27 protein-coding genes are annotated in these 26,340 nt (G+C 68.6%); 4 read left to right on the top strand and 23 right to left on the bottom strand.

The window, feature by feature from the left end; translation table 11 throughout:
- Window positions 1-197: 197 nt before the first annotated feature.
- The 13 genes from ACZ5BU_RS31110 to leuA form a co-directional block, all read right to left on the bottom strand.
- The gene (locus ACZ5BU_RS31110; RefSeq protein WP_465703998.1) at window positions 198-980 is read right to left on the bottom strand and encodes a Fic/DOC family protein; all 783 of its coding nucleotides are present in this window, start codon (window positions 978-980) and stop codon (window positions 198-200) included.
- On the bottom strand, window positions 980-1,159 hold the full coding sequence (locus ACZ5BU_RS31105) for an antitoxin VbhA family protein (protein WP_465703997.1): 180 nt from the start codon (window positions 1,157-1,159) through the stop codon (window positions 980-982). Before ACZ5BU_RS31105 ends, ACZ5BU_RS31110 begins: the two co-directional genes overlap by 1 nt.
- Window positions 1,159-1,902 (bottom strand): DNA repair protein RecO, encoded by a 744-nt coding sequence (gene recO, locus ACZ5BU_RS31100; protein ID WP_465703996.1) that lies wholly within the window; start codon window positions 1,900-1,902, stop codon window positions 1,159-1,161. The genes ACZ5BU_RS31105 and recO overlap by 1 nt, the downstream gene beginning before the upstream one ends.
- A 12-nt stretch (window positions 1,903-1,914) precedes the next feature.
- Window positions 1,915-2,736, bottom strand: coding sequence for an SDR family oxidoreductase (locus tag ACZ5BU_RS31095; RefSeq protein ID WP_465703995.1), 822 nt, complete (start codon window positions 2,734-2,736; stop codon window positions 1,915-1,917).
- Window positions 2,733-3,722, bottom strand: a complete 990-nt coding sequence (locus ACZ5BU_RS31090) for an aldo/keto reductase (protein WP_465703994.1) — start codon at window positions 3,720-3,722, stop codon at window positions 2,733-2,735. Before ACZ5BU_RS31090 ends, ACZ5BU_RS31095 begins: the two co-directional genes overlap by 4 nt.
- 128 nt (window positions 3,723-3,850) lie before the next feature.
- Window positions 3,851-5,302, bottom strand: a complete 1,452-nt coding sequence (locus ACZ5BU_RS31085; RefSeq protein WP_465703993.1) for a GNAT family N-acetyltransferase — start codon at window positions 5,300-5,302, stop codon at window positions 3,851-3,853.
- 49 nt (window positions 5,303-5,351) lie between these two features.
- Complete coding sequence (locus tag ACZ5BU_RS31080; protein WP_465703992.1) at window positions 5,352-7,217, bottom strand: ABC transporter substrate-binding protein; 1,866 nt, start codon at window positions 7,215-7,217, stop codon at window positions 5,352-5,354.
- A 62-nt stretch (window positions 7,218-7,279) separates the two neighbouring features.
- Entirely contained in the window at window positions 7,280-7,486 is a 207-nt protein-coding gene (locus ACZ5BU_RS31075) for a hypothetical protein (RefSeq protein WP_141859434.1), read from the bottom strand.
- Window positions 7,486-8,544 carry an ABC transporter ATP-binding protein gene (locus tag ACZ5BU_RS31070; protein ID WP_465703991.1) on the bottom strand — a complete coding sequence of 353 codons (1,059 nt, stop codon included), beginning with the start codon at window positions 8,542-8,544 and terminating at the stop codon, window positions 7,486-7,488. The genes ACZ5BU_RS31075 and ACZ5BU_RS31070 overlap by 1 nt, the downstream gene beginning before the upstream one ends.
- On the bottom strand, window positions 8,541-9,623 hold the full coding sequence (locus tag ACZ5BU_RS31065; protein WP_465703990.1) for an ABC transporter ATP-binding protein: 1,083 nt from the start codon (window positions 9,621-9,623) through the stop codon (window positions 8,541-8,543). The genes ACZ5BU_RS31070 and ACZ5BU_RS31065 overlap by 4 nt, the downstream gene beginning before the upstream one ends.
- 7 nt (window positions 9,624-9,630) lie before the next feature.
- Complete coding sequence (locus ACZ5BU_RS31060) at window positions 9,631-10,527, bottom strand: ABC transporter permease (RefSeq protein WP_465703989.1); 897 nt, start codon at window positions 10,525-10,527, stop codon at window positions 9,631-9,633.
- Window positions 10,528-10,531: 4 nt separating this feature from the next.
- Window positions 10,532-11,626: an ABC transporter permease gene (locus ACZ5BU_RS31055; RefSeq protein ID WP_465703988.1), complete on the bottom strand. Its 1,095-nt coding sequence runs from the start codon at window positions 11,624-11,626 to the stop codon at window positions 10,532-10,534.
- A 248-nt stretch (window positions 11,627-11,874) separates the two neighbouring features.
- A complete protein-coding gene (gene leuA, locus ACZ5BU_RS31050; protein ID WP_465704261.1) occupies window positions 11,875-13,548 on the bottom strand; it encodes a 2-isopropylmalate synthase in 1,674 nt (557 codons plus the stop codon).
- A gap of 282 nt (window positions 13,549-13,830) precedes the next feature.
- On the opposite strand from leuA, the gene ACZ5BU_RS31045 reads away from it, so the two are divergent.
- Window positions 13,831-14,250: a PPOX class F420-dependent oxidoreductase gene (locus tag ACZ5BU_RS31045; RefSeq protein WP_465703987.1), complete on the top strand. Its 420-nt coding sequence runs from the start codon at window positions 13,831-13,833 to the stop codon at window positions 14,248-14,250.
- Window positions 14,251-14,292: 42 nt separating this feature from the next.
- Entirely contained in the window at window positions 14,293-15,282 is a 990-nt protein-coding gene (locus ACZ5BU_RS31040; RefSeq protein WP_465703986.1) for a GNAT family N-acetyltransferase, read from the top strand.
- Window positions 15,283-15,337: 55 nt separating this feature from the next.
- On the opposite strand, the gene ACZ5BU_RS31035 is transcribed toward ACZ5BU_RS31040, so the two are convergent.
- The 8 genes from ACZ5BU_RS31035 to ACZ5BU_RS31000 all read right to left on the bottom strand — a co-directional run bounded on the left by ACZ5BU_RS31035 (window position 15,338) and on the right by ACZ5BU_RS31000 (window position 22,189).
- On the bottom strand, window positions 15,338-16,291 hold the full coding sequence (locus ACZ5BU_RS31035; RefSeq protein WP_465703985.1) for a hypothetical protein: 954 nt from the start codon (window positions 16,289-16,291) through the stop codon (window positions 15,338-15,340).
- A gap of 117 nt (window positions 16,292-16,408) precedes the next feature.
- Window positions 16,409-17,077: a GNAT family N-acetyltransferase gene (locus ACZ5BU_RS31030; protein ID WP_465703984.1), complete on the bottom strand. Its 669-nt coding sequence runs from the start codon at window positions 17,075-17,077 to the stop codon at window positions 16,409-16,411.
- Window positions 17,077-18,006 carry a GTPase Era gene (era, locus tag ACZ5BU_RS31025; RefSeq protein ID WP_465703983.1) on the bottom strand — a complete coding sequence of 310 codons (930 nt, stop codon included), beginning with the start codon at window positions 18,004-18,006 and terminating at the stop codon, window positions 17,077-17,079. The genes ACZ5BU_RS31030 and era overlap by 1 nt, the downstream gene beginning before the upstream one ends.
- Complete coding sequence (locus ACZ5BU_RS31020) at window positions 17,990-18,325, bottom strand: cytidine deaminase (protein WP_465703982.1); 336 nt, start codon at window positions 18,323-18,325, stop codon at window positions 17,990-17,992. The genes era and ACZ5BU_RS31020 overlap by 17 nt, the downstream gene beginning before the upstream one ends.
- A 49-nt stretch (window positions 18,326-18,374) precedes the next feature.
- Window positions 18,375-19,679 (bottom strand): hemolysin family protein, encoded by a 1,305-nt coding sequence (locus tag ACZ5BU_RS31015; RefSeq protein WP_465703981.1) that lies wholly within the window; start codon window positions 19,677-19,679, stop codon window positions 18,375-18,377.
- Between the two features lie 7 nt (window positions 19,680-19,686).
- On the bottom strand, window positions 19,687-20,163 hold the full coding sequence (ybeY, locus tag ACZ5BU_RS31010; RefSeq protein ID WP_387665730.1) for an rRNA maturation RNase YbeY: 477 nt from the start codon (window positions 20,161-20,163) through the stop codon (window positions 19,687-19,689).
- The gene (locus ACZ5BU_RS31005) at window positions 20,160-21,086 is read right to left on the bottom strand and encodes a PhoH family protein (RefSeq protein WP_465704260.1); all 927 of its coding nucleotides are present in this window, start codon (window positions 21,084-21,086) and stop codon (window positions 20,160-20,162) included. The genes ybeY and ACZ5BU_RS31005 overlap by 4 nt, the downstream gene beginning before the upstream one ends.
- Before the next feature lie 149 nt (window positions 21,087-21,235).
- The gene (locus ACZ5BU_RS31000) at window positions 21,236-22,189 is read right to left on the bottom strand and encodes a hypothetical protein (protein ID WP_465703980.1); all 954 of its coding nucleotides are present in this window, start codon (window positions 22,187-22,189) and stop codon (window positions 21,236-21,238) included.
- Between the two features lie 103 nt (window positions 22,190-22,292).
- On the opposite strand from ACZ5BU_RS31000, the gene ACZ5BU_RS30995 reads away from it, so the two are divergent.
- Both ACZ5BU_RS30995 and ACZ5BU_RS30990 read left to right on the top strand, forming a co-directional pair.
- Window positions 22,293-22,802 (top strand): SigE family RNA polymerase sigma factor, encoded by a 510-nt coding sequence (locus tag ACZ5BU_RS30995; RefSeq protein WP_465703979.1) that lies wholly within the window; start codon window positions 22,293-22,295, stop codon window positions 22,800-22,802.
- Window positions 22,799-23,893, top strand: a complete 1,095-nt coding sequence (locus ACZ5BU_RS30990; protein WP_465703978.1) for a Gmad2 immunoglobulin-like domain-containing protein — start codon at window positions 22,799-22,801, stop codon at window positions 23,891-23,893. Before ACZ5BU_RS30995 ends, ACZ5BU_RS30990 begins: the two co-directional genes overlap by 4 nt.
- On the opposite strand, the gene ACZ5BU_RS30985 is transcribed toward ACZ5BU_RS30990, so the two are convergent.
- The gene (locus tag ACZ5BU_RS30985) at window positions 23,886-25,409 is read right to left on the bottom strand and encodes a sensor histidine kinase (protein ID WP_465703977.1); all 1,524 of its coding nucleotides are present in this window, start codon (window positions 25,407-25,409) and stop codon (window positions 23,886-23,888) included. The two genes, ACZ5BU_RS30990 and ACZ5BU_RS30985, sit on opposite strands and share 8 nt — an antisense overlap.
- The gene (locus tag ACZ5BU_RS30980) at window positions 25,409-26,320 is read right to left on the bottom strand and encodes a response regulator transcription factor (RefSeq protein WP_465703976.1); all 912 of its coding nucleotides are present in this window, start codon (window positions 26,318-26,320) and stop codon (window positions 25,409-25,411) included. The genes ACZ5BU_RS30985 and ACZ5BU_RS30980 overlap by 1 nt, the downstream gene beginning before the upstream one ends.
- Window positions 26,321-26,340: the final 20 nt, after the last annotated feature.

Raw genomic sequence — 26,340 nt, 5'->3', positions numbered from 1 at the left:
GCCAACCGCCGAACGGATATCCGCGCCTACGGCGCACGCGATCGGAACCGACCGGCTGGCCGCGACAGGATCGCCAGTAAGCCGTCCTGGTCGTTGCGTTCAAGGATCGGTCAGGCCGGTGTGTCGCACTGACTCGGATTTTCCGGGGGCCTTCGTACGACTTCTGCCGATCGTTGGCCAACTAGGATGCGGAGCCGTCAGTGGCGTTCTTCTGGGGTGCGTTGGTGGGTCCTGGGGTTTTGGTTGGCGGTGGTGGCGGTCGGGCTCGTTGGGTCTGGCGCTGGGATGGTGGCGGCGTTGGCTACACCTTGTGTTGTTAGGCGGAGGGAGTGTTGGGTGTCCTGGCGGGCCGGGGTTTCGGGGAGCGGTTCGATGCATTCGGCCAGGGCCTCGCGGACGGGTTCGGCGCCGACGCCGAACGCCTCTGCCATGACTTCGTTCTGGCGGTCGGCGATTCGGGTCCAGTTGATGCGGTAGCCGGCGGCTTCGGCGACGTGGTCGAGGAAGATGCGCTGCGTGCGGCCGTTGCCTTCGACGAAGGGATGGAGCACGTTGATTCCGGCGTACGTCCTGGCGAGGACGTCGACGACCTCAGACGTCGGCCGGTTTCGCAGGTCGGCCGGGTCGCCGAGTTGCGAGAAGACGATGGGAGCCAGCCGTTCGATGTCCTCGGGTTTGACGAACTCGTTCGGGGGCGCGTTGGGATCTTCGGAGGGCCGGACCAGATCTGTCGTACGCAATTCTCCGGCCCAGTCGTACACGTCCTGGAACAGCTGCCGGTGGATCGCCCGTAGATGCTCGAGGTCGAACGTCCGCGGAATCTCGACGTCACCCGCGATGATCTCGGCCGCGCGTTCAGCGCTGCGGAGGCGTTCTTCGTCCTCCAGGCGGGTGGCGTCGTGGATGCCCAGCTTGTTGATCTTGCAGTCGTCGATCTGACCGGGCCAGAAGTAGTCGCCCCAGTTCTCGAAGGTCGGCATCAGCGCAGGTCGTCCAGCAGGCGGCGGCGTTCGTCGGCGGTGATCTCACCCAGGAGATAGCGGGCCAGGATGTCGATTTCCGGGGCGGTGAGGGGGAGGTTCTCCATGCGCCAGGATGCGATCAGGTTGTCGAGTTGGTGGCGCTTCTCGGGGTCGAGACGATCTATGGCGCTGGGCATCAAGTGGCTCCGGTGGTCAGGTCCAGGTGGGGTAGGGAGCGGAGTTGGTGTTCTTGGTGGTAGGTGAAGAAGGCGGCTATCAGGCCGGTGGATTCTCGGCGGGTTCTGGGGTCGGCTTGGAGGGCGGTGGGCCAGTCGCCGGTGAGGAGGGCGGCCAGGTGGGCGACGGTGGCGGGGCTGGGCATGGCTGAGGCTGGGGGGCGGCAGTTGGTGCAGACCATGCCACCGGAGGCGGGGTTGAAGGCTCGGTGCGGGCCTGGTTCGCCGCAGCGGGCGCAGTCGTCGAAGGAGGGGGCGTAGCCGGAGATCGCCAACGATCTCAACAGGAACGAGTCGAGGACCAGGGCGGGTTCGCGTTCGCCGGTCGAGAGGACCCGAAGAGCGCCCGCCAGCAGGAGGTGTTGCTGGGTGGCGGGTTCCTTTTCCTCGACGACGAGGCGGTCGGCGGTCTCCAGCAGCACGGTGCCCGCGGTGTACCGGGCGTAGTCGCCGACGATTCCCTCGCCGTACGCCGCGATCGACTCGGCCTGGGTGACGACGTCGAGGGTACGTCCGGTCGCGAGCTGCAGATCGACATGGCTGAACGGTTCCAGCCGGGCGCCGAAGCGCGACGACGTCCGCCGGACGCCCTTGGCGACCGCGCGGACCTTGCCGTTGGCGCGGGTCAGCAGCGTGGCGATCCGGTCCGCCTCACCCAGCTTCTGGGTGCGCAGTACGATCGCCTGATCCCGGTAGAGCGGCACCCCACCAGTCTCTCACCCGCGACGGACATACTCCTCGAGGCTGATCGGCTCGTGCCCGGTGAGGTCCTTCACGGCGGTGGAGACGTGGCCCATCTCACCGCTGGCGATGGCGGCGTACGACGTCACCCAGCCGGCCACCTCCCATGCCGCGGCGCCGTACGACTCCCGCGACCGGTAGGCCTCGTCCAGCGTCTCCGCCTCGTACCGCACCTTGCGCCCCAAAGACTCGGTCAGTACCGCGGCCGCTTCCGCCAACGTGAACGCCGACGGCCCGGTGAGGTCGTACGTCTCCCCCGAATGCCCCGACGACACCAGCACAGACGCGGCCACCGAGGCGATGTCGTCCCGCGCGACGGCGGCCACCCGCCCGTCCCCCGCCGGCCCGCGGATCACGCCGTCCGCACCGACGAACCCGGGAACGAAGTCGAGGTACATGTTGTCCCGCAGGAACGTGAAGTCGACGCCGGTCGACCGGATGTGCTGCTCGGTGTGCCAGTGGTCCCGCGCGAACGTGAACGTCGCCCCAGGCGCGGCCCCGACGAACGACGTGTACACGATCCGCTGCACCCCGGCCGCCACCGCCGCGTCGACGGTTGCCTTGTGCAACGCGACCCGGTCCGCCGACTCGCTTGCGCTGAGCAACATCAGTACGTCGACCCCGTCCAACGCGGACACCAGCGCGGCATGTTCGCCGTACGCCGCCCGCGCGACCGACGCGCCCGGTACCGACGGCGCCCGTGCGGGATCCCGCACGATCAGCCGCAGCGGTACGCCGGCCAGCCGGGAGACGATCCGCGACCCGAGCTGCCCGGTCGCGCCGGTGATGCCGATCACTTGCCCACCAGGTCCATCCCGCCCGAAGCGTACCGTTGCCCGGCCACCGCGTCCGGCGGGAACGCCGCGTCCAGAGCGGCCAGGTCGTCAGCGGTCAGCTCAACGTCCAAAGCGCCCAGGTTCTCCGCGAGGTACGTCTGCCGCTTCGTCCCCGGGATCGGCGCCACGTCATTGCCCTGAGCAAGCAACCAGGCGAGCGCCAGCTGGCTCGGCGTCACGCCCTTGGCCGCGGCCAGCGACTGCACCTGCGCGACCAGGTCGAGGTTGCGCTGGAAGTTCTCGCCCTGGAAGCGCGGCAACGCCCGCCGCATGTCATCTGAAGGGAAGTCGTCCGGCGACTTGATCTGCCCGGTCAGGAACCCGCGCCCGAGCGGGCTGAACGGTACGAACCCGATGCCGAGCTCCCGCAGCGCGGGCAGTACGACGGTCTCCGGGTCGCGCGTCCACAGCGACCACTCGCTCTGGACGGCGCTGATCGGGTGTACGGCGTGGGCCGCGCGCACCGTGTGGCCGTTCACCTCGGACAGCCCGAGGTACCGCACCTTGCCCGCCTCGACCGCCGCCGCCATCGCGCCGACCGTCTCCTCGATCGGTACCTGCGGGTCGCGCCGGTGCAGGTACCAGAGGTCGACGTGGTCCACCCCGAGCCGCCGCAGCGACGCGTCGAGGGCCTGGGCGGCGTACTCCGGGGAGCCGTCGACGACCGTCGGTACGTCGGAGGCCCCGGCCGGGCGCTTGAACCCGAACTTGGTGGCGAGCACGACCTCGTCGCGGCGGCCGGCCAGTGCGCGGCCGACGAGCTCCTCGTTCGCGCCGTCGCCGTAGACGTCGGCGGTGTCGATGAACGTGCAGCCGGCGTCGATCGCCGCATGGATGGTCGCGATCGACTCGGTGTCGTCGGCGCGGACGCCGTACGACTGGGACATCCCCATGCAGCCGAGGCCGAGGCTGGAAACGGTCAGATCACCGAGCTGAGAAGAACGCATGCCCCGAACCTACCGCCGCGACCGTGCAAAGAGGCAGGGCCCCCGCCTCTCGCAGCCTTCGCGCGGACCTCTCACGCCGGGCAAAATGGTCCAAATGGCGGGCGCGACGGCCAGGACCTGGGCTGATCTCAGAGGGTCAAGGGTCTGGCCGGTGGGCCAGAATGCAGGACTTGGCGGAGTAGTTCCGGCAGGTTGCGGGGAGCGAAGCGGCCGTCGTAGGCCTCGAGCTCGTCCAGCGTCCACCAGCGCAGGGCGTGTACGTTCTCCGCGCGGAGTTCGTCCGCGGACAGGGTGCCGGCCGGTTCGAAATGGTCCGTACGGATCAGGAAGTAGTCGTTGAGCACCCCGTCGTACCCCGTGGCGTGGCCCGCGGCAACCATTTCCTCGTGCCAGAGGTGGACCGGGTCGGCGAAGTCCGCGAGACCGACCTCTTCGATCAGTTCCCGGCGGAGCCCGTCGACCACACTTTCGCCCGCCTCCAGACCGCCGCCGGGGGTCGCCCACAGCGGGCCGTCGGAGAACTCGAAGCGGACCAGCAACACTCGGTCGGAGGGGTCCACGATCACGCCGCGGGCGGCGGGGCGGAGCAGAGGTAGACGGAGTTCGAGTTCGCGGTGTTGTTCGACGGTGCGGAAGCCGAGGCGGGTGTTGACCTTGCGCATCGGGGTGTTGGTCAGGGCGGTCCAGGTGTGCAGATAGCGTTGGGTCGTACGGTGTTTCGCCAGCTGTTCCAGGTTCGCCAGCTTCATGAACGTACCCAGGTTGTGCCCGCGGTGCTCCCGCAGTACGAGCGTGTCGTCCTGCTGCGCGTTGGCCAGATCCGCGCGCGGCAAGTAGATCAGCGTGTACCCGGCCGGCTCGTCGTCGAGGGTGTGGGCCATCGTCACCAGGGCGAGGTAGTTGCGGTCGATCCGCGCCTCGCTGGCCTCGAGTTTCTCGACCGTCCACGGCACGAGCTCGCGCGTCATGCCGCCGGTCGGTACGTCGAGGTCCATCGCGCTGTGCAGATCCGCGTACGCCTGCTGATGCTCCGGCGGGCACACCCCCGCCCACGACGTCAGCCGGTACCCGTCCAGCCGGCCCAGAGATGAACGCAGGTCCTCCAGCAACAGCTCGTCGTACGGCAGCGGTACGACGAGATGCTCCTCGACATGCTCGACGGCGAACCCGAGCCGCTCGGCGAACAACGCAGCCGGCCACGGATCGGCCGGTACGGCGACCTCGGCCTGGACGATGGTCCGCCCGAGCTGCGCGGCCCGGGTGACCGCCCACTGCCACAGGGCAGTACCGATCCCCCGCCGCCGATGCTCCGGCGGTACGTCGATCTCGGCCTCGACCGTGTCGAGGTTGTCGGTCAGCCGGTACTCGAACAGCATCCCGCCGAGCACCCGGTCGTCCTCGAACGCACCGACAGCGATCCGCTGCTTCAACGGCCCCGGATTCCGCAGCGAGTACGCCAGCGCGGAACGGGCCTCGACCAGCGCCGCCTCCCGCCCCGCGACCGCGCCGGCCCGGAAGGCGTCGTACCACTCGTCGAACAGGGCCAGGTCGGCCGGGTCGATCTCACGTACGCAGATCACCCGGCCGACCCAATCAAACAACCAGGTCAGACGCCAGTCAGTATCTTCTTTAGACCGGCGCGACCTTGCCCTGGTACATGTACATGATCACGAAGTTGTCCGCGTACGGCGCGTTCTTCAGGATCGGGTCGTCGTCGGCCGGGAACTTCGCCACCCGCTTGCCCTCGAGCGCCGGGTTGTTACCGTAGCGCTCCCAGAGCGGGATGATCGGCAGCAGTTCGTTGAACGCCAGCGCCGCGGCGGTGACGTTCTTCTTCTGCTCGTCGAGGTTCAGGCCCTGCGCGGACTTGTCCACCACGGACTGCAGGTCGATCGGACCGGCCGAGGTGGTCTGCTTGAGCGGGAAGTTCATTCCCTTGCCGCCGGAGTTCGCCGCGGTCACGTAGTTGAACGTGTACAGGTCCTGGACGAACGAGAAGTACGGGTGCGGGTGGCTCGACGCGCCCCAGCTCTGGATCGCGATGTCGAACTTGCCGGCCAGTACGTCGGGGCTCAGCTGGGTGAAGGTGATACCCCGCTTGGTGATGTTGAAGCCGAACTTGTTCAGCTGGTCGGCCGCGTTGGTGGCGGCCGGGTTCCAGTCGGCGAACTCGGTCGGGAACTTGATGTCGTAGGCGGCCGGCTTGCCGTTCGGCAGCGTCCACTTGCCACCGTTCTTCTTCCAGCCGGCGGCCTGCAGCAGCGACGTGGCCTTGGCCTCGTCCTTCTCGTACGCCTGCAGTTTCTTCTGGTCGGCGTCCGACACCCAGTCCGGGACCGCGATGTCGGAGAAGCCGGCCATGAACTTGCACGGCTTGCCGGAGTCGCCGAGCGCGACGGTGCCGTTCTCGTTGCGGTCCAGGATGTAGGCGATCGCCTGCCGGACCTTGACGTCGGCGAACTCCGGGTGCGCGGTGTAGTTGAACACCAGCGCGGGACCCGAGTACACCGGCGGCCGGAGGATCCGGAAGCCGCTGGACAGCAGGGTCTTCTCGGTCGCCACCGCGAAACCGTGGGTGGCGTAGTCGATGTCCTTGTTCAGTACGACCGGCGAGATGTCGGACGTCTCACCGTTGTACAGGACGACCTTGGTGAAGCCGATCTTGTCGGCGAACAGACCCTTGTCGTTCTTGACCAGCGCCATCTGCGAGTTGGTCATGTTCTTCGCGTCGAAGTTGAACGGGCCGGAGACGACCGGGTTCTGCGGACGGAACTTCTGGAAGTCGCCGTTCAGCTGCTTGCCCTCGGCACTGTCCAGGCTGGTCTTGGCCTTGCGCATGGTCTCGGCCTTGGTCGCCCACTCACCGTAGACCGAGTCCGGCATGATCGGCGCCCGCAGGATGTAGCGCTCCAGCACGGTGGACGGCGTACCGATGGTGAAGGTCACCGTGGTGTCGTCCTTGGCGGCGACGTCGGACAGGAACGTCCAGGACTGCTGGCGCATCAGCCAGTGCAGGTTGAACGTCGACACGACGTCCTTCGCGGTGACCGGCTTGCCGTCGCTCCAGGTCAGGCCCGACCGGAGCTTCATCGTGTACGTCTTGGTCGCCTCGTCCAGCGTGCCGGACTCGGCCATCATCCATTCCCACTTCTTGTCGGCCCAGTAGTACAGGCCGCCGCTGGGGTAGATGAGATCCAGGTAGGGGCTGTCCACCTGGATGCCGTCGGTAACACCCTTCACGAGGTTGAAGTGACCCTTGGGGGGCAGCTGGTACGGGTACGCGCCGTGGAACTCCTTGCTGGCGTTGCTGCCGCCGCCACCACTGGCGTTCGGCTTGCTCGGGGAGCAGGCCTCCAGTGATCCGATGCCGGCCACGCCGACACCGGCGATGCCGAACAGCTGGAGCACGTTGCGGCGGGAGATGGCGTTGGTCCGGGCGTTGCCCGTTCCGTTGGTGCCGGAATCGCCGGAATCGATGTTGCCGGTGGGACTCATCCTTCGTCCTTTCTGGACTGACCACACGCCCATGTGGGTCAGGTACTACTTACTGGTGGGGACTAACTACCGCCCTCGCGTTTTTCCCGGCGCCGGGTGATCAGCACCCCGACGACAACCACCAGGCCCAGTAGCAGGCCCAAACACAAGGTGAACAAGGTGACGACGAACTCCGCGGTGCCCGGCGTCAGGGTGAGCAACAGAACTCCGCTGGCCAGCACCAGGAATGCCGCCCAGCCGAGCGCCGCCCGGCCGATCTGAGGTGTCATCAGCTCCCCGGCTCATCCGGACGCTGGTCCGGTACGCCGTCGCGCGCCACCACGTGACACGCAGCCGACTGACCGGAGCGGATCTCGACCAGCTCGGGGACCTTTCCGTCGCACAGCCCGCTCTCGAACTGCGGGCAGCGCGGGTGGAACGAGCACCCGGGCGGCAGATCCGCCAGGCTCGGGATCTCCAGGCTGCGCAGGGATTCCCGGCCCTTGGTCTTGGTCAGGTCCGGGTCCGGCTCCGGGATCGCGTCGATCAGCGCCCGGGTGTACGGGTGCGTCGGCGCGTTGATGATCTTCGGGGTCGGGCCGAACTCGACGATCCGGCCGAGGTACATCACCGCGGTCTTGCCGTGCCAGCCGAAGTACTTCGCGATCGCCAGGTCGTGGGTGATGAACAGGAACCCGACCCCGAGGTCGTCGCGCAGCCGGCCGAGCATCGCCAGGACGCTGATCCGGATCGACACGTCCAGCATCGACGTCGACTCGTCCGCGATGATCAGCTTCGGGTCCAGGGTCAGCGCCCGGGCCACCGAAACTCGTTGCCGCTGGCCACCGGACAACTGGTGCGGGAACTTCGTCAGGTAGTTCTCCGGTGGCGTCAGGTCGACCTTCGTGAGCAGCTCGGCCGCCTTCTCTGCGGCCTCCTTCTTGTTCTTCACGATGCCGTGCTTGAGCAGCGGCGCGGTGATCGTCTGCTGGATCGTCCGGGTCGGGTTCAGCGACGCGTACGGGTCCTGGTGCACGTACTGCACGCTGCGCCGGAAAGTGTTGAAGTCGTTGCGCTTCATCGACCAGATGTCGGTGCCGTCGAACGCGACCTGACCGCTCGTCGGCCGGGCCAGGCCGGCCGCCATCCGGGCCGCCGTGGTCTTGCCCGAGCCGCTCTCGCCGACCAGGCAGAGCACCTCGCCGGGGTTGATCGACAGGTTGATCTTGTCGACCGCCCGGATCGGCCCGGCCTTGGTGTCGAACACCTGGCTGACCCCGCCGAGCGAGATCAGCGGCGTCCGGCCCGCGGTCTCAGGGGTCTCCGGGGACTTCTCGAGCGCGCTCATGATGCCGTCCCCAAGTTCTCGCTCGGCACCTCACGGTCGAGGTGCACGTCCTTCCAGTGGATACACGCGGCCTCGTGCGCGTCGCCCGGCACGTCGGAGATCGGGAGCAGCGGCGGGTCGGCCTCCTTGCACTCCTCGGTCGCGAACTTGCAGCGCGGGCTGAACGTACAGCCCTGGGGCAGCGCCGCCAGGCTCGGCGGGCCGCCCGGGATCGACTCCATGTCCGGCAGGTCGCCGACGATCGGCGGGACCGCCTTGATCAGGCCGAGGGTGTACGGGTGCCGCGGCCGGTAGAACATGTCCCGGACGCCACCGGTCTCGATGATGCGCCCGGCGTACATGGTGGCCACCCGGTCCGCGAGCTCGGCGGCCAGCGACAGGTCGTGCGAGATGAAGATCATCGAGAACCCGAGCCGCTCGCGGACCTCGTGCAGGACGTCGACCACGGACCGCTGGGTGAGGATGTCGAGCGCGGTGGTCGGCTCGTCCAGGATCAGTACCTCGGGTTCCAGCAGCAGGCTCATCGCGATCAGTACGCGCTGCCGCATACCGCCGGAGAGCTCGTGCGGGTAGCTGTCCATCACCCGCGTCGGTTCGAGCCGGACCAGGCGGAGCAGTTCGCCGGCCCGGTCCTCGATCTCCTGCTTGGTCGCCTTGGTGTGCGCGCGCATCGTGTCGTGCATGTGCGCGCGGATCTTCAGCACCGGGTTGAACGCGTTCATCGCGCCCTGGAAGACCATCGCCGCGTCCCGCCACCGGAACTGCCGCAGGTCACGGCCGTCCAGCCCGAGGACGTCGATCTCGGTACCGTCGCCGCGGTTGAACTGGACCTTGCCGCTGGCGTGCCCGAGCCGCGGCAGCAACCGCAGCAGTCCGAGGCCGAACGTCGTCTTGCCGCAGCCGCTCTCGCCGACCAGGGCCAGGCTCTCGCCCGGGAACAGGTCGAGGTCGACGCCGCGGACCGCCTGCACGACCGAGCCGGAGCCGGTCCGGTACTCGACCTTGAAGTCGCGGATCGACAGCAGCGGCTTGCCCTCGCCGCCGCGCTTGGCGCGAGTACTCGAAGAAGTGGTCGTCATCGCGCGATCACCGGTCCCGGAGCCGCGGGTTGAGGATCTCTTCGAGGGATCGTGTCATCATCACCAGTCCGAGCAGCAGCAGGATGATCGCGACCACCGGGCTGAGGATCCAGGCCAGGCTCGCGTCGTTGAAGATCGCGCCGGCGATCCAGGCGCGGTTGAGCATGATGCCCCAGTTGGATCCGGTCAGCGGGGCCAGACCGAGCAGGTACAGACCGACCAGCTGGTAGATCGCGTTGGTGACGCCGATCATGAAGTTCATCAGGATGAAGCTGGCCATGTTCGGCAGGATCTCGACGAACACCACCCGGATCGTGCCGAGATCGAGCAGCCGGGCCGCCTCGACGAACTCGCGCTCCTTCAGCGAGAACACCTGGGCCCGGACCGCCCGGGTCAGCACCGGCCAGGACAGGCCGCCGACCAGCAGCGCCAGCAGGATCGGCGAGTCCAGCTTGAAGAACGCGCCCATCACCGCGAGCAGCACGATCTGCGGGACGGTCAGGAAGACGTCGGCCAGCGTGACCACAACCGAGTCGACCCAGCCGCCGAGGTAGGCGGCCAGCGACCCGAGCACGATCGCCAGCGCGGTCGAGATGGCCGCGGCGAAGAAGCCGACGAAGATCACCGTCCGGCCGCCGCCGATCATCTGGATCAGGACGTCCTTGCCCTCGTTGTCGGTACCGAGCAGGTGCCCGGGCGAACCGGCCGGGAGCAGGATCTCCTTGACGTTCGGCGCGACGTCGGGGAGGAAGAACGGCACGATCGCGGTGATCAGCACCAGCAGCGCGACGATCACGAACCCGATGAAGCCGGCCGGGCTGCGGCGCAGGGAGCTGAGGATGCCGGCGAAGCGGGACACGCTGGTGGTGCCGACCGCGGAGACGGGAATGGTGGCCTCGGTCATGTCGTCACCCCTTGCCCTGGACGCGGATCCGCGGATCCAGCCGGCTGTACAGCAGGTCGGCCAGCAGGTTGGCGACCACGACCGAGATCGTCACGACCAGGAAGATGCCCTGCAGGACGGCGTAGTCGCGGCCGTTGACGGCGTTGTACAGGCTGAAGCCGATGCCCTGGTAGCCGAAGATCTTCTCCACGAAGATCGAGCCGCCGACGACGAACCCGAGCGACACCGCGAGCTGGCTGAACAGCGGCAGGACGGCGTTCCGCCCGACGTACCCGGAGCGGATCCGGGAGTCCGACAGGCCGCGCGCCCGGGCCACCGTCACGTAGTCCTCGCCGAGCGTCTCCACGGTGGACGACTTCATCACCAGCGCCCAGGAGCCGACCGTGGTCAGCGCGTAGGCCAGGATCGGCAGCGTCGCGTGGTAGAAGATGTCGTTCAGGAAGCTGAAACTGAACGACGGTGTCACGCCGGGCGTGTACGAGCCACGGGCCGCGGTGAGGTCGAACAACTGCAGCTTCACACCCAGGAAGACCACGATCAGGATCGCCAGGATGTAGTTCGGGATCGCGTGCAGCAGCGAGCCGATCGACGTCAGCAGATGGTCGATCCAGGTCTCCCGGCGGTACGCCATGATCATCCCGGCGATGATGCCGATGATGAAGCTGAAGACCGTCGCCACCCCGACCGAGAACAGCGTCCAGGGCAGATAGGTCTTGATCACCTGCGCGACCGTCGTTCCGGGCGACAGCACCGAGTTGCCGAAGTCGCCGTGCAGGATGTTGACCATGTAGTGGAAGTACTGCGCGATCAACGGCTCGTTCGGGTCGAGCGAGAACAGGTTCTTCGCCTGCGCGGCCGCCGCCTCGTACGAGATACCGGTCTGCGCGATCTGCGTCTGGATATAGGTGTCGACCGGGTTACCGGGCAACAATCGGACCAGGAAGAACGTGCCCGTCGTGACGATGAAGACCGTCAGGACCGCTTTGAACAGTCTTCGCACCAGCCAGGCGTTGAAGAACCGCCGTACGGCCGAAGGTCTCGGTTCGACGGCGGGACCTTCGATCAGTTCCGCCGCGGACGTATCGACCGCACCGCTCACTGCTCACCTCCACGCGACTACCAGGGAAAGTCGGTGGCGCAGACCCTCATCCGCAGGACTTAGGAACACTGTCTTGCAAGGATCTGCGCATAGTGACGCTAGTGTGCGCAACCTCAGTCACCGAGTCAACGACTTGAGGCAACGTTGAGACAACGTTGCGGACGGTGACGCAACGGTACCGGCGCGTACAGGAATTGCCCGCCTCCGACACGGAGACGGGCAACTCGGTGAACAGATTCGAACGTATTTCAGCGCGTGGCGCGATTGACAGCCGAAACGACCGCCTTCAGCGAAGCAGTGAGAATGTTGGCGTCCCGGCCGACCCCCCAGAACACCTCGTCGCCGACCTCGCACTCCACGTACGCGGCGGCCAGCGCGTCGCCACCGGCGGAAAGCGCGTGCTCGTGGTAGTCCAGCACGCGGACGTCGTACTTCAGCGGCTGCAACGCGTCCACGAACGCCGACACCGGACCGTTGCCCTCGCCAACCAACTCGTGGGGGACACCATTGGCATAGACCTGAACCCGGAGCTGGTCGCCCTGGCCCTCGCCGGAGGTCGAGTTCACGCTCAGCAGCGACAGCTTGCCGGGGGCAAGGTACTCGGCCGCGAAGATGTCCCACATCACCTGCGGGCCGACCTCGCCGCCCTCGGTGTCGGTGTGCTGCTGGATCACCCGGCTGAACTCGATCTGCAGCCGGCGCGGCAGGTCGAGCCGGTGCTCGGACTTCATGATGTACGCGACGCCGCCCTTGCCGGACTGCGAGTTGACCCGGATCACGGCCTCGTACGACCGGCCGACGTCCTTCGGGTCGATCGGCAGGTACGGGGCCTCCCAGGCGATCTCGCCGACCGGACGGCCCTCAGCCGCGGCCTGCTTGTCGAGCGCCTCCAGGCCCTTCTTGATCGCGTCCTGGTGGGATCCGGAGAAGGCGGTGTAGACCAGGTCGCCGGCGTACGGCTGCCGCTCCGGAACGCGCATCTGCGTGCAGTACTCGACCGTACGGCGGATCTCGTCGATGTCGGAGAAGTCGATCTGCGGGTCGATGCCCTGGCTGAACAGGTTCATCCCCAGCGTCACCAGGTCGACGTTGCCGGTCCGCTCGCCGTGGCCGAACAGGCAGCCCTCGACCCGGTCGGCGCCGGCCATCAGCGCCAGCTCGGTCGCGGCCACCGCCGTACCGCGGTCGTTGTGCGGGTGCAGGCTGATCGTGCTGTGCTCGCGGCGGGTCAGGTTCCGGCCGAACCACTCGATCTGGTCGGCGTACACGTTCGGGGTGCACATCTCGACGGTGGCCGGCAGGTTCAGGATGATCTCGCGGCCCTCGGCGGGCTGCCAGACGTCGCTGACCGCCTCGCACACCTCGAGCGCGAACTCCAGCTCGGTGCCGGTGAAGATCTCCGGGCTGTACTGGTACCCGAACTCGCAGTCGCCGAGCATCTCGTCGGCGTACTTCATCACGGTCTCGGTGCCGCGTACGGCGATGTTGCGGCACTCGGCCTTGTCGACGTTGAACACCACCCGGCGGAACAGCGGCGCGGTCGCGTTGTACAGGTGGATGGTCGCCTTCGGCGAGCCCTGCAGCGACTGCACGGTGCGCTCGATCAGCTCCTCGCGCGCCTGGGTCAGCACCGAGATCGTCACGTCGTCGGGGATGACGTCGTCCTCGATCAGGCTGCGGACGAAGTCGAAGTCGTACTGGCTGGCGCTCGGGAAACCGACCTCGATCTCCTTGTAGCCCATCTTCACCAGCAGGTCGAACATCCGCCGCTTGCGGGCCGGCGACATCGGCTCGACCAGCGCCTGGTTGCCGTCCCGGAGGTCCGTGGACAGCCAGCGCGGCGTCCGGTCGACGGACTTGGCCGGCCAGGTGCGGTCCGGCAGGTCGATCGGCGGGAACGCGCGGTAGCGGTGGATCGGCATACCGGACGACTGCTGAACAGGCTTGGGCTGGTTCTTCGGTGCCACGGGGTTCTCCTCGGGAAGTACGGGTGTCGTGAGGGACGACCGGCGTACGTCAGGACTCCGCGGCGAGGGAACCGGCCTTGTCAGGCCTCGCCGCGGCAGCGAAGGAGGAGAAGCTGGTGCCGCATGATGCCTGCGAGTTTATGCACAACTCCCCCCGCCCGTCGAACCGGGGTCCCGCTCACCGAGACACGGAGCGTGACTTGCCCTCAAGAGCGCTTGAATTTTTAGGCTTCAGTTATGAATCTTCTCGAGCGGATCGGGACTCACGGTCTAGGCGTGCTGGTGACGATCAAGCGGGACGGGCGGCCGCAGCTGTCCAACGTCACCTATGTGTTCGACGGGACCCGCATCAGGGTCTCGCTGACGGACGGGCGGGCCAAGACGAAGAACCTGCGGCGTGATCCGCGGGCGAGCCTGTACATCAACGGACCGCGTGGACGCTCGTACCTCGTGCTCGAAGGTAAGGCGGAGCTCAGCCCGGTCGCCGCCGATCCGCACGATGCGGTGGTTGAGGATCTGGTCGACTACTACCGGACCGCGTCGGGTGAGCACCCGGACTGGGACGAGTACCGGGCGGTCATGGTGCAGGACAAGCGGTTGATGTTCTCGATGACCGTCGAGCACGCGTACGGAATGCCAACACCTGACCTCGGATAAACCAGATGCGGTAACCCCGCGCACCAGTGGACGCTGGTGAGCGTGAACATCATCAAGCTGTCGCCCGACGACGAGGCCGGATGTGCGGACGCGGTCGCCGTGGACTCGGCCGGCTGGAAGCTGGACTGCCCGGAGATCGTCCAGCACACACCACGGAGTTTCGCGAACATGCTGCGGTACGGATGGGACCTGGAGCCCCCGCAGGCGTACCTGGCGCGCCTGGACGACGGTACCGCCGTCGGCCTGCTGGTCGTCGAGGTGTCGCAGTACGAGAACACCGACAAGACCTGGCTCGACGTCAAGGTGCACCCCGACCACCGCGGTCGCGGCATCGGGTCGGAGCTGTTCGAGTACGGCGAGCAGGTGACCCGCGAGCTGGGCCGGATCGGGACCGGCCTCGGCGGGATTGATCTGCCGAAGGCGCAGGCGTTCGCGGCGCGGCACGGGCTGGAGCAGAAGTCGGTCGAGGTGAACCGCCGTCAGGACCTGACCGGCCTCGACGGGGACCTGGTCCAGCGGATGTACGACGGGTCGCTCGCGGCCGCGTCGGCGTACGAGCTGGTGAAGGTCGTCGGGGCGCTGCCGGACGACATGCTCGAGGGCATGGTCGCGGTGGTCGAGTCGATCAACGACGCCCCGAAGGACGACCTCGACCTGGAGGACGACGTCTTCACCCCGGAGCGGCTGCGCGCGTACGAAGAGGCGCAGCTGAAGAGCGACCGGACCGTCTACCGGGTGATCGCCCGCGCGAAGGACACCGGCGAGCTGGCCGGCCATACGGTCGTGGCGGTCGAGCGCGAACGTCCGCACCTCGGCGAGCAGCACGACACCGCCGTCTCTCGCGACCATCGTGGTCACCGCCTGGGCGCCCTGCTGAAGTCCGCGATGCTGCTGTGGCTGCGCGAGGAGGAGCCGGCGCTGACCCAGATCGACACCTGGAACGCCGAGTCCAACGACCACATGATCAGCATCAACGAGCAGCTCAACTACAAGATCGTCGCCCGCTTCCTGGACTACCAGAAGAGCCTCTGAAACGGACCGGGGGCGCCGCATCAAGCGGCGCCCCCGGCTCTGCACTACTGCGGGATCACTCCCCCACCAGCTGGTTCCAGTGTCCGGTGACCGAGAAGATGCCGGTGCCCGGGATGGTGCCGCCGGTGACCCGGCCGTAGGACGTGACCGCGGTCTTCGAGCCGTTGAACTTGCTCATCGCGTACTGGTAGACCGAGTCGGTGTCGTTGTCGAAACCGGTCACCAGCGTGCCGCCCTTGGTGCCGCACTCCACGGCGGCCAGCGACTCGTACGCCGCGAAGCCTGAGCTTCGGACCAGCTTCAGGATCGGCTTGGTCGAGGCCGCGGCCGGGATCCGGACCGTCCAGAGCGCGCCCGCCTTGGTGGTCATCAGCAGCGTGTCGTAGGTCGGGGTCTCGGAGATCACGGTCATCGCCTTGAAGCCCTTGAAGCCCGGGAAGTGGCCGAGCGCCCGGAAGGTGGCACCCGACGCCGCGTAGCGGTACAGGCTGCCGTTGGTGCTCAGCCCGTACAGGTACGAGCGGTTCGGCGCGGTGATGGCGTAGTTCGACGTCACGAGCTGGGTGAAGCTGGTCCAGCCGGAGCCGATCCGCGCGTACGTCGGGCGCGCGTTGTCGGTGTCGAAGTAGGTGACACCGCGGTACAGCGTGCCGTTCTGCACGAACAGGCTGTGGTAGTAGAAGTGCGTGTCGGTCTGCACGCCGTACCACGTCGTGTTGAGACGGGTGCCGACGAACTTGAACTCCGCGTAGAACTGACCGCGCGGCGGCTTGGCCGGCGTGATCAGGACGTCGTTGATCCCCGGCGTCGGGGTGTTGAAGCCCACGTCCTGCACGCATCCCCCGGAGGCGAGCTTGGTGTTCGGCGTGGTCTTCAGGTTGCCCTTGGCCGGGTGGGCGATCGCGGGCGTCGGGTCGGACCGGACGGCGGCGGTGGCCGGGCCGGCGGCGGCCGTGGCGGCGAGCATGCCGACGCCGGCCAGGGCGAGCGCGAAGCGCTGCAGTTTCATACTGGGAGTCCCCCCTCAGGACATGAATGACCTCGATGGGCCTCGAGATCGTGCGCGAGCATAACGCGCGCAGGGGACGAATGGGCCGCGGTTGCAGCTTGTTGCAACGATTCCAGGCTAGACCGCCTCGACCACTGTGACCTTCATCTCGTTGGAGAGGGTGAAACCCAGCGAGCTGTAGAGCCGGATCGCGGTGGTGTTGCTGCCGCCTGTGTGCAGGAACGGGGTCCGGCCGGTCGCCGTGATGTGTGCGGCGACCGCGCGGATCAGGCGGCTGCCCAGACCTTGGCCCTGGTACACCGGGTGGGTGCAGACCGCGCTGATCTCGGTGTGCCCGGGGAGTGGGAAACGGGTGCCGGCCATCGCGATCAGGTCGCCGTCGCGGCGGATGCCGAGGAACGTCCCGAGCTCGATGGTGCGGCTCCGGAACGGGCCCGGGTCGGTCAGTGCGACGAGAGCGAGCATGTCGGGTACGTCGTCCGGCCCGAGGACGACAGCCTCCGCGTCCGCGGCCGGCAGCGACTCCGGCGCGACGAACTGGACCAGGTCGATCTCCACCTCGACCTTGAAGCTGTCCGGCACCGCAAGGGCCGGACGCATCAGTGCCGCGGTCTCGCCGGAGCCGACGAGGGCCGCCGCGTCGGCCCAGTCCTGGTCGGTCGGCACGTCGGGCAGGGCGAAGAACGGCGCAACGGCCGACGGATAGCGGCGGGCGTTGCCGCGGATCTCGGCGAAGGTGGAGTGCCCGCCGGTCAGGGCGGCGTACACAGGGTTCCGGAGGTTCATCAGAATCCCAGTTTGCGGAGATTCTTCGCGTCTGTCTGCCAGTTTTTCGCGATCTTGACGTGCAGGTCGAGGTACACCGGCGTACCGAGCAGGGCCTCGATCTGCTGGCGGGCCGCCGCGCCGACCTCGCGCAGCCGGGCGCCCTTGTGCCCGATCACGATGCCTTTCTGGCTCTCCCGCTCGAGGAAGATGTTCGCGTAGATGTCCAGCAGCGGCTTGTCCGCCGGCCGGTCCTCGCGCAGGTTCATCTCGTCGATGGTGACCGCGATCGAGTGCGGCAGCTCGTCCCGGACACCCTCCAACGCGGCCTCGCGGATCAGCTCCGCGACCAGCGTCTCCTCGGGCTCGTCGGTGATGTCGCCGTCCGGGTACAGCGCGAAGCCGTCCGGGAGCAGTTTCACCAGCTCGTCGGCGACCACGTCGACCTGGAAACCGGACGTCGCCGACACCGGGATCACCGCGGCCCACTCGATCCCGACCGACTCCCCCAGCGCCTGGATCTCGGCGAGGTGCTCGACCATCCGGTCCGGCGCGACCAGGTCGGCCTTGGTGGCCAGCGCCACCTTCGGGGTCTTCGCGACCTTCGCCGCCTCGCTGACCAGGAACCGGTCGCCAGGGCCGATCTTGTCGCTGGCGGGCAGGCAGACCGCGATCACGTCGACCTCGGCCCAGGTGGTCTTCACCAGGTCGTTCAGCCGCTCGCCGAGCAGCGTACGCGGCTTGTGCAGCCCGGGCGTGTCGACCAGGATCAGCTGCGCGTCCGGCCGGTGCACGATGCCCCGGACCGCGTGCCGCGTGGTCTGCGGCTTCGACGAGGTGATCACGATCTTCTGGCCGACCAGGGCGTTCGTCAGCGTGGACTTGCCGGCGTTGGGGCGCCCGACGAAGCAGGCGAACCCTGCCTTGAAGTTCTCAGGTGTGGACGACATCGCGGACCTCTCCGGTGCCCAGGGCAAGTACTACGGGAATGTTGGCGCCCGCGAAGTGCCGGACGACATTGACGTCCGGCGACCCGCCGTCCGTGACCACCGCGGCGGCTTCCAGACCCTTCACGCCGGATGCGAGCGCCATCGCCACCGCCAGCTGCAATGCGGTCAGCTCGACGGTGTCGAGCGCGACCGTGCAGGCCGCGTACGTCCGTCCGTCGGAGTCGCGGACGGCGGCTCCTTCGGCGGCCCGGGTCCGGGCTCGGGCAGCGCGGGCGAGGGTGACGAGCTTGGCGTCCTCCGCCGAGAGGTCAGACAACAAGGGGCTCCAAAACGTAACCGCCGGTCCGTGGACCGGGCGGGTGGACAGGTCAGGCGTGCTGGTGGTTCTGGTCGTGCGGCGCGGGCGCCGGGTCCTCGCGCCGTACCAGAACGGTACCTACCTGGTTGCGGCGGCCGGACGGGCGTTCCGCGGTCAGCGACAGACCTTCGATCACGACCTCGGCGCCGGGGATCGGGACCTTGCCGAGCAGCTTCGCCATCAGGCCGCCGACGGTGTCGACGTCGTCGTCGTCCAGCGGTACGCCGAACAGCTCGCCGAGCTCGTCGATCGGCAGCCGGGCCGACACCCGGTACGCCCCGTCGGACAGTTGCTGCACCGAGTCCGGGTCCTCGTCGTACTCGTCGGTGATCTCGCCGACGATCTCCTCCAGGATGTCCTCGATCGCCACCAGTCCGGCCGTACCGCCGTACTCGTCGACGACGATCGCCAGGTGCATCCGGGCCGCCTGCATCTCGCGCAGCAGCTCGTCGACGGGCTTGGAGTCCGGGACGTACATACACGGCCGCATCACCGACTCGACCCGCTCGGTCGACTCGGCCTGGGCGTTGTCGTACACCCGGCGCATCACGTCCTTGAGGTAGACGACACCGACGATGTCGTCGAGCGACTCGCCGATCACCGGGATCCGGGAGAACCCCGAACGCAGCGCCAGCGAGGTGAGCTGACGGAGCTTCTTGTGCTTCTCGATGAACACCATGTCGGTCCGCGGCACCATCACCTCGCGGACGATGGTGTCGCCGAGCTCGAACACCGAGTGGATCATCTGCCGCTCGCCGGACTCGATCACCGCGGACTTCTCCGCGTAGTCGACGAGCGCGCGCAGCTCGGCCTCGGTCGCGAACGGGCCTTCGGCGAACCCCTTGCCCGGGGTGAGCGCGTTGCCGAGCATGATCAGCACCTTCGGCAGCGGGCCGAGGATCCGGGTCAGCGCCATCACCGGGCCGGCCGAGACGATCGCGAACCGGTCCGAGTGCTGCCGGCCCAGGGTGCGCGGCGCGACCCCGATGATCACGTACGAGACCAGGACCATCACCACGGCGGTGATCAGGATGTGCTCCCACGTGACCGACAGGAGCCCGGACAGCGCCTGCGCGACCAGCACGATCGCGGTGATCTCGCAGATCAGCCGGAGCAGGAGCAGCGAGTTCAGGTACCGCGGGGCGTCGGAGAGCAGGTCGCGCAGCCGGACCGCGCGCAGGTTGCCCTGCTCGACCTGCTCGTTCGCGCGCACCTTCGAGTACGACGACAGCGCCGCCTCCGCACCGGCGAACAGCCCGGCCAGCAGAACGAGCACCGCAGCCACAACCAGCAGAACCAGGTCGTGGTAGGTCATGGGGTGATCACGCCTCTAGCCGGTTACCAGGTGCGCGCCATGCTTCCAGCAGGCGGCCCTGGACGTCCCACATCTCGGCTTTCTCGGCGGGTTCCGCGTGGTCGTAGCCGAGCAGGTGCAGGATGCCGTGGACGGTGAGCAGCTCCAGCTCGGCCCACGTACCGTGGCCCGCCTTCGCGCCCTGGGCGGCGGCCACCGTCGGGCACAGGGCGATGTCGCCCAGGTGCCCGAGCGGCAGGTCGTCGTCCGCCTCGCCGTCCGAACCCGGCCGCAGCTCGTCCATCGGCCAGGACATCACATCGGTCGGACCCGGCAGGTCCAGGAACTCGACGTGGTACCGCGCCATCGTGTCCTCGTCGACCAGCTTGATCGACAGCTCACACTCCGGGTGCAGCCGCAGCGACGACATCACGAACCGGCTGAGCCGCATCAGTCCGTGCGCGTCGATCTCCACGCCGGACTCGTTGTTGACCTCGACGTTCATCGGTGGGAATCAGCACTGCCTTCGTAGTTTTCGTACGCCGACACGATCCGGCCGACCAGCTTGTGCCGGACCACGTCATGCGATGTCAACCGGCAGAATGCCAGATCCTGCACGCCTTCGAGAATTCCTTGGACGACCCGGAGCCCGGAGTTGGTGCCGTTCGGCAGGTCGACCTGGGTGACGTCGCCGGTGACGACCATCTTCGAGCCGAACCCGAGCCGGGTGAGGAACATCTTCATCTGCTCCGGCGAGGTGTTCTGCGCCTCGTCCAGGATGATGTAGGCGTCGTTCAGCGTCCGGCCGCGCATGTAGGCCAGCGGCGCGATCTCGATCGTGCCGGCGGTCATCAGCCGCGGGATGGACTCCGGGTCGAGCATGTCGTGCAGCGCGTCGTACAGCGGCCGCAGGTACGGGTCGATCTTCTCCGACAGGGTGCCGGGCAGGAAACCGAGCCGCTCGCCGGCCTCGACGGCCGGCCGGGTCAGGATGATCCGGTTGACCTCCTTGGCCTGCAGCGCCTGGACCGCCTTCGCGACCGCCAGGTAGGTCTTGCCGGTACCGGCCGGGCCGATGCCGAACACGATCGTGTTCTTGTCGATCGCGTCGACGTACCGCTTCTGGTTCAGCGTCTTCGGCCGGATGGTGCGGCCGCGGCTGGACAGGATGTTCTGGGTCAGCACGTCGGCCGGGCTCTCGGCCGTCGCCTGCTTGATCATCGCGATGCTGCGCTCGACCGAGTCCGCGGTCAGCCCGTGCCCGGTGCGCACGACCGCGATCAGCTCGTCGATCAGCCGCTCGGCCAGCGCCAGCTCGGCGGGCTCACCGACCAGCGTGATCTCGTTGCCGCGGACCATGATGTCGGCGGCGAACTCCTTCTCGACGATGCGGAGGAACTCGTCCCGGGCTCCGAGCAGGGCCACCATGTCGATGCTGTTCGGCACGACGATCTTGTGCGACGCCTGCGTGCTGGTGCCTGCACCTGGAATCGCACCGTTCGGGTGCGCCTCCGGTTCGATACTGCGTGGCCTGGACAGGCTCTTCCTCCTGAGTACTGGTGATGGGAGCTTCCATGCTAGCCGTCGCGTCCGACACCCTCACGTGTAATTCCCCGCGGCACGGTTCCGGGTGGCCGTTTGCCCAGGTTCGTCGCGGCCGGTCCGGTGGTCCGGTTCGGCGCCAGGACGCCGGCGAGGCGGGCGATCTCGTCGGTCTCCGGACCGGACCGGAGCACTCCGTGTTCGAGCGCGAGCCGGCGGTTACGTTCGGCGGTCCATTTGCGGTCCGGGCGCAGGCTGACGGTGACTCCGGAGGCCGACGGTCGCAGCATCGGCCCCAGGTCGGCGCGCCGCGCCCGGTCGGCCACGTCCGGCGCCGAGTTCCGGTGGAGTTCGTAGCTGCGCAGCATCCGGTACGTCGCCTCGATCGCGGCCCGGGTGGACCCGGAGTTCACCGGCGGCTCGTCGAACTCGTCCGAGTGCGTGTTCTTGCCGTCCTCGCCGCCGACGGCATGCAGCGGCGTGAACACGTGCAGCGATTGGACAGGCGCGTTCACGTCACCGTCGTACACCGAGTCCTCGCGCCAGGCGTGTGCGCCGGAATAGCTGTCCTGCAAGGCGTGCGCGGCCGCCCCGAGGTACCTGAACTCGTCGGCGGCCGACCCGTGCGCGGCGGCCAGCTGCTCGTGTACGTACTCGGTGTTGCGCTGCAGGTTGTCCCAGCCCTTGCGGTACGGGTCCGCCATGAAGTGCTCGCGCTGAACGCCGGGATTCGCGTACGCCGAGTGCATCGTCGGGCCGGGACCCGCGTACGGGAACGAGAGTCCGGTGCCGCTGAAGTTCTTGATCACGCCGGCGCCCAGCGGCCGGTCCTGGTGCGCCTGGGCGCGGTCGAGCGCTTCGGCGTACTGCTCGCGCGGAACGCCGTGGATCGTGCCGTCGGGCGCGGCCAGGTGCTGGTACAGCCGGGCGACGGCCGCGTAGGTGATGTCGTGATGGCCCGACCACTGATCGTCACCGACCTGCCTCATTCCTTCAGAATCGCATCGGATCGGTCCACGCTGTTGTCAACCTGGGACGAGGTCTTTGCGTCGTCTTTTCGTGGCACAACCGGCCGTGGTGTACGAAGAGTGCGTGACACATGAGTCCTCGTGGGATGCCGACGAGGCGCTGACGGCTGTCTACACCGCGCACTACACCTCGCTCGTCCGCCTCGGCAGCTTGCTGCTGCGCGACACCGGCACGGCCGAAGAGATCGTGCAGGACGCGTTCGTCGCGATGCACGCCCGGTGGAACCGTCTGCGCGACCCCCACAAGGCACTCGCGTACCTGCGGACCGCGGTGGTGAACCGCTGCCGGTCCCGCCAGCGCCACCTGGTGGTGGTCGACAAACACACCCCTCGGACCCTGCCGGACGAGCCGAGCGCAGAGCAGGCAGTACTGCGGACCGAAGAGACCGACCGGGTGATCGAGGCGATGCGGACCCTGCCGGAGAAACAACGCACCGTGATGGTTCTGCGGTACTACGGCGACCTGTCGGAGGCGGAGATCGCCGACACGATGGGCATCAGCCGGGGTTCCGTGAAGAGCCACGCCGCGCGCGCGACCAAGTCGCTGCGCCAGCTCCTGGAGCAGAACGTATGAACGACCACGACAAAGACCCGTTCGACGAGTTGATGCGGCGGGCGCTCCACGAGGAGGCGGACCGGATCGAGCCGGCCGACGCGCTGCCGGAGATCCGCGCCCGCGCGCACGCCCAGCGACCGTCCGTCCGGCGCGCCTGGTTCCTGACCGCCGGCGTGGCCGCGGTCGGTACCGCCGCGGCGATCGGCGCCTTCACCGTGTTCAACGGCTCGGACCTCACCGCGAACGACGGCGACAAGGTCGCGGGCCAGGGTACGACCACCAGCGCGACCACGCTGCCGGAGAGCCGGACGCCGTCGGTGCTGACCACCTCGCCGGTCCCCAGCCCCGTGAAGACCGCCGCGCCGACGGTGCGCGGCGTACCGGAGGAGACGGTCACGGACCAGCTCGTCCCGGTGTACTGGCTCGGCCCACAGGTTGGCGTACCGAGGAAGACGTCCGCCCGGCTGTACCGCACCTGGACGAAGGTGAGTGGGCACCCGGCGGAGCAGGCGGTCCGGATCATGACGACGAAGGAGCCGGCCGACCCGGACTACTTCTCGGTCTGGCGTGGCGCCGCGGTGAACACCGTGACGCGCTCGGACGACGCGGTCACGGTCGACTTCAAACAGTTGCCGAAGGCCACGTTGGACCCGGACGTCGCGCGAGTGGCGGCGCAGCAGCTCGTGTACACCGTTCAGGGCGCGTTGAAGGACGACCAGACGCCGATCCGGGTTACGCAGGGCGGGCAGACCGTGCCGCGGTTGTTCGGCCAGATCGACTCGAGTGAGCCGCTGGACCGCGCGCAGGCGGCCGACGTCCAGGCGCTGGTGTGGATCGACTCGCCGTACGAGGACGAGGCGCTGGATCCGATCGTCACGGTGCAGGGTGTCGCGGCGGCCTTCGAGGCCACGGTCAACTACCAGGCGGTCAACCTGAAGACGCGTGAGGTCAGGAAGAGCTTCACGAACACGAAGGAGGGGCAGACGTTCGCGTCGTACTCCTTCCAGCTGAAGCTCACCCCCGGATCGTGGCAGATCAGCGTGTACCTGGTCTCGCCGGCCGACGGGAGCATCACCGACACCGACACCAAGTCGATCGTGGTCAAGTAGCCGGAAGCGTGATCGTGAACGCGGCGCCGCCTTCCGGCGCCGGCCCAGCGGCGAGGGTGCCACCCAGCCGGGTGACGAGCCCGTTGGCCAGTGCGAGACCGATGCCGGAACCGACCGGGCGGCGACCACGGTACTTCTGGTTCAGTACGCCGGGCTGGAACGCGACCGCGTAGTCCTCCGGCGCCAGTCCGGGACCGCTGTCGCGGACCTGGAGCTGTACGGCGTCGTGGAGGCGCCTCAACGACAGGGTGAGCCGCGCACCGGCGGGCGTGACGCGGAGCGCGTTCTCGGCCAGCCCGTCCAGGACCTGCCGGATCCTGCGCGGGTCGGTGGTCACGACCGCCGGCACCGGCGGCAGCTCGAGCCGGAACTGAACACCTTGCCGTTCGCAGCGCACCCGCCAGACCTCGGCGCACGCGGTCAGGGTCTCGCGGAGGTCCACCCGGGCGAGGTCGAGCTGGAACTGGTCCGCACCGATCCGCGCGAGGTCGAGCAGGTCGCTGACCAGCCGCTCCAGACGCTGGGACTCCTGCTGGATCACCTGGCCGGCGTGCCGCGGATCGGTGGCGACGCCGTCCGCGAGCGACTCGGCGAACCCGTGCACCGCGGCCAGCGGCGTCCGGAGCTCGTGCGAGACCGACAGCAGGAACTCGCGCTGCCGCGCCTCGCTGTGCTGCAGCGCGACCGAGAGTTCGTTGACCGCGGCAGCCACCTCGGCGACCTCGGCCGGTCCCTCGACCGGTGCGCGGAGATCGCGCCGCCCCTGGCGCAGCGCAGCCGCGACATCCGCCGTACGGCGCAACGGACGACCGAGCAGCCGGCCGAGGAGCGCCCCGGCGAGTGCGGCGACGAGCAGACCGGCGCCGAGCGCGACCAGGACGTTGCGCAGCAGGATCCGCCAGGTGCCCGCGGTCAGATGCACCGGTTCGACCAGCGCGAACCCGGAACCGTCCGGGAGTGCCCTGGCTTCGACCAGGTAGTCGTTGCCGTCGACCCGCACCTGTGCCGAGATCCGTTCCGGGCTGCCGGCCGCACCGAGCCCCGCCGCGGTCGCGGCCTGGGTGGACCGCGGATCGGGCGACTGGACCCCCCGCCGGGGAAGGTCGAGCACGACCACGATGCCCTGTCCTCGCACGACCTGTGCCGCCTTGCCGAGACCTGCCGCCCGCGGCCCCAGCCCGCGGTCGTCCACTTGGCCGGCGATCACGTCGGCCTGCGCGGCCAGCGACTGCTGCAGCACGTTCCGGGCGGACTGCCTGGCGAGGCCCGCCATCACCACACCTGCCACGAGCACGGCCACTCCGGCCACAGCAACACACGTCAACACAATCCGCGTGGCCAACGACCCGCGTCCCGCCTCGCCCGGCGTCCCGCTCGCGTCCGACCGCCCGCCCGCAACCTCGCCCGGCGTCCCGCTCGCGTCCGACCGCCCGCCCACGACGTCGCCCGGCACCTCACGCCACGCCCCGCCCGGCACCCCGCGGCCGGCCCCGCCCGGCGTCTCGCGGCCCGTCATCAGTCGCGATCGGCGGCGTAACCGACGCCGCGTACCGTCCGGATCGGGCTGGCCGCGCCGAGCTTCGCCCGCAACTGGGCGATGTGTACGTCGACCGTCCGGGTACCGGCCACGGACTGGTAGCCCCAGACCGAGCTCAACAGCTCAGCCCGTTCGAACACCCGCCCCGGGCGCCGGAACAACTGCGCGAGCAGGTCGAACTCGGTCGACGTCAGACTCACCTCGGCCTCACCCGCCCAGGCTCGCCGGCGACCGACATCGACCCGGACCGCTCCGACCGACAGCACCTCACCGACCGGGGCCACGCCCGCAGGCGCCCCACCGACCGCCCCTGCGGTGGCCGGCCCTCCGCCGACGGCCCCTCCGGCGGCCGATCCTGCAGCGGCCGATCCTCCGGTGGCCCATCCTCCGGTGGCGGTTCCTCCAGGGGCCGGTCCTCCGCCGACCGACCCTCCGGTCACCGGTCCTCCGCCGGCCGGGCTCCCGTCGGCCGGGCCCCCTCCGACCGGGCCCCCGGCGGCCGGGGCGACGCCCGCGGTGCGCCGGAGGACGGTCCGGACGCGGGCGGCCAGCTCGCGCGGGCTGAACGGCTTCGTCACGTAGTCGTCGGCGCCGAGCTCCAGCCCGAGCAGGCGATCGACCTCGTCGTCGCGGGCCGTGACGAACAGGACCGGCGTCCAGTCGCCGGCGGCCCGCATGGTCCGGCACACGTCCGCGCCGTCGCGCCCCGGTAACCCGATGTCCAGGATCACCGCGACCGGCTGCTCCCGCTGCCACGCCGTCAGCGCCGCCTCGCCGTCGGACTCGATCCGGACGTCGAATCCGTCCCGGCGCAGGTACAGCTCGATCACCTCGGCGATCGCCGCCTCGTCCTCGACCACCAGAACCAGCCCGCGACCGGCTCCGGCCATCTTCAGCTCCCGGGGATTCT

The organism is Kribbella sp. NPDC031520 (assembly GCF_055580825.1).
This window is presented reverse-complemented; position numbering and strand designations above follow the sequence as displayed.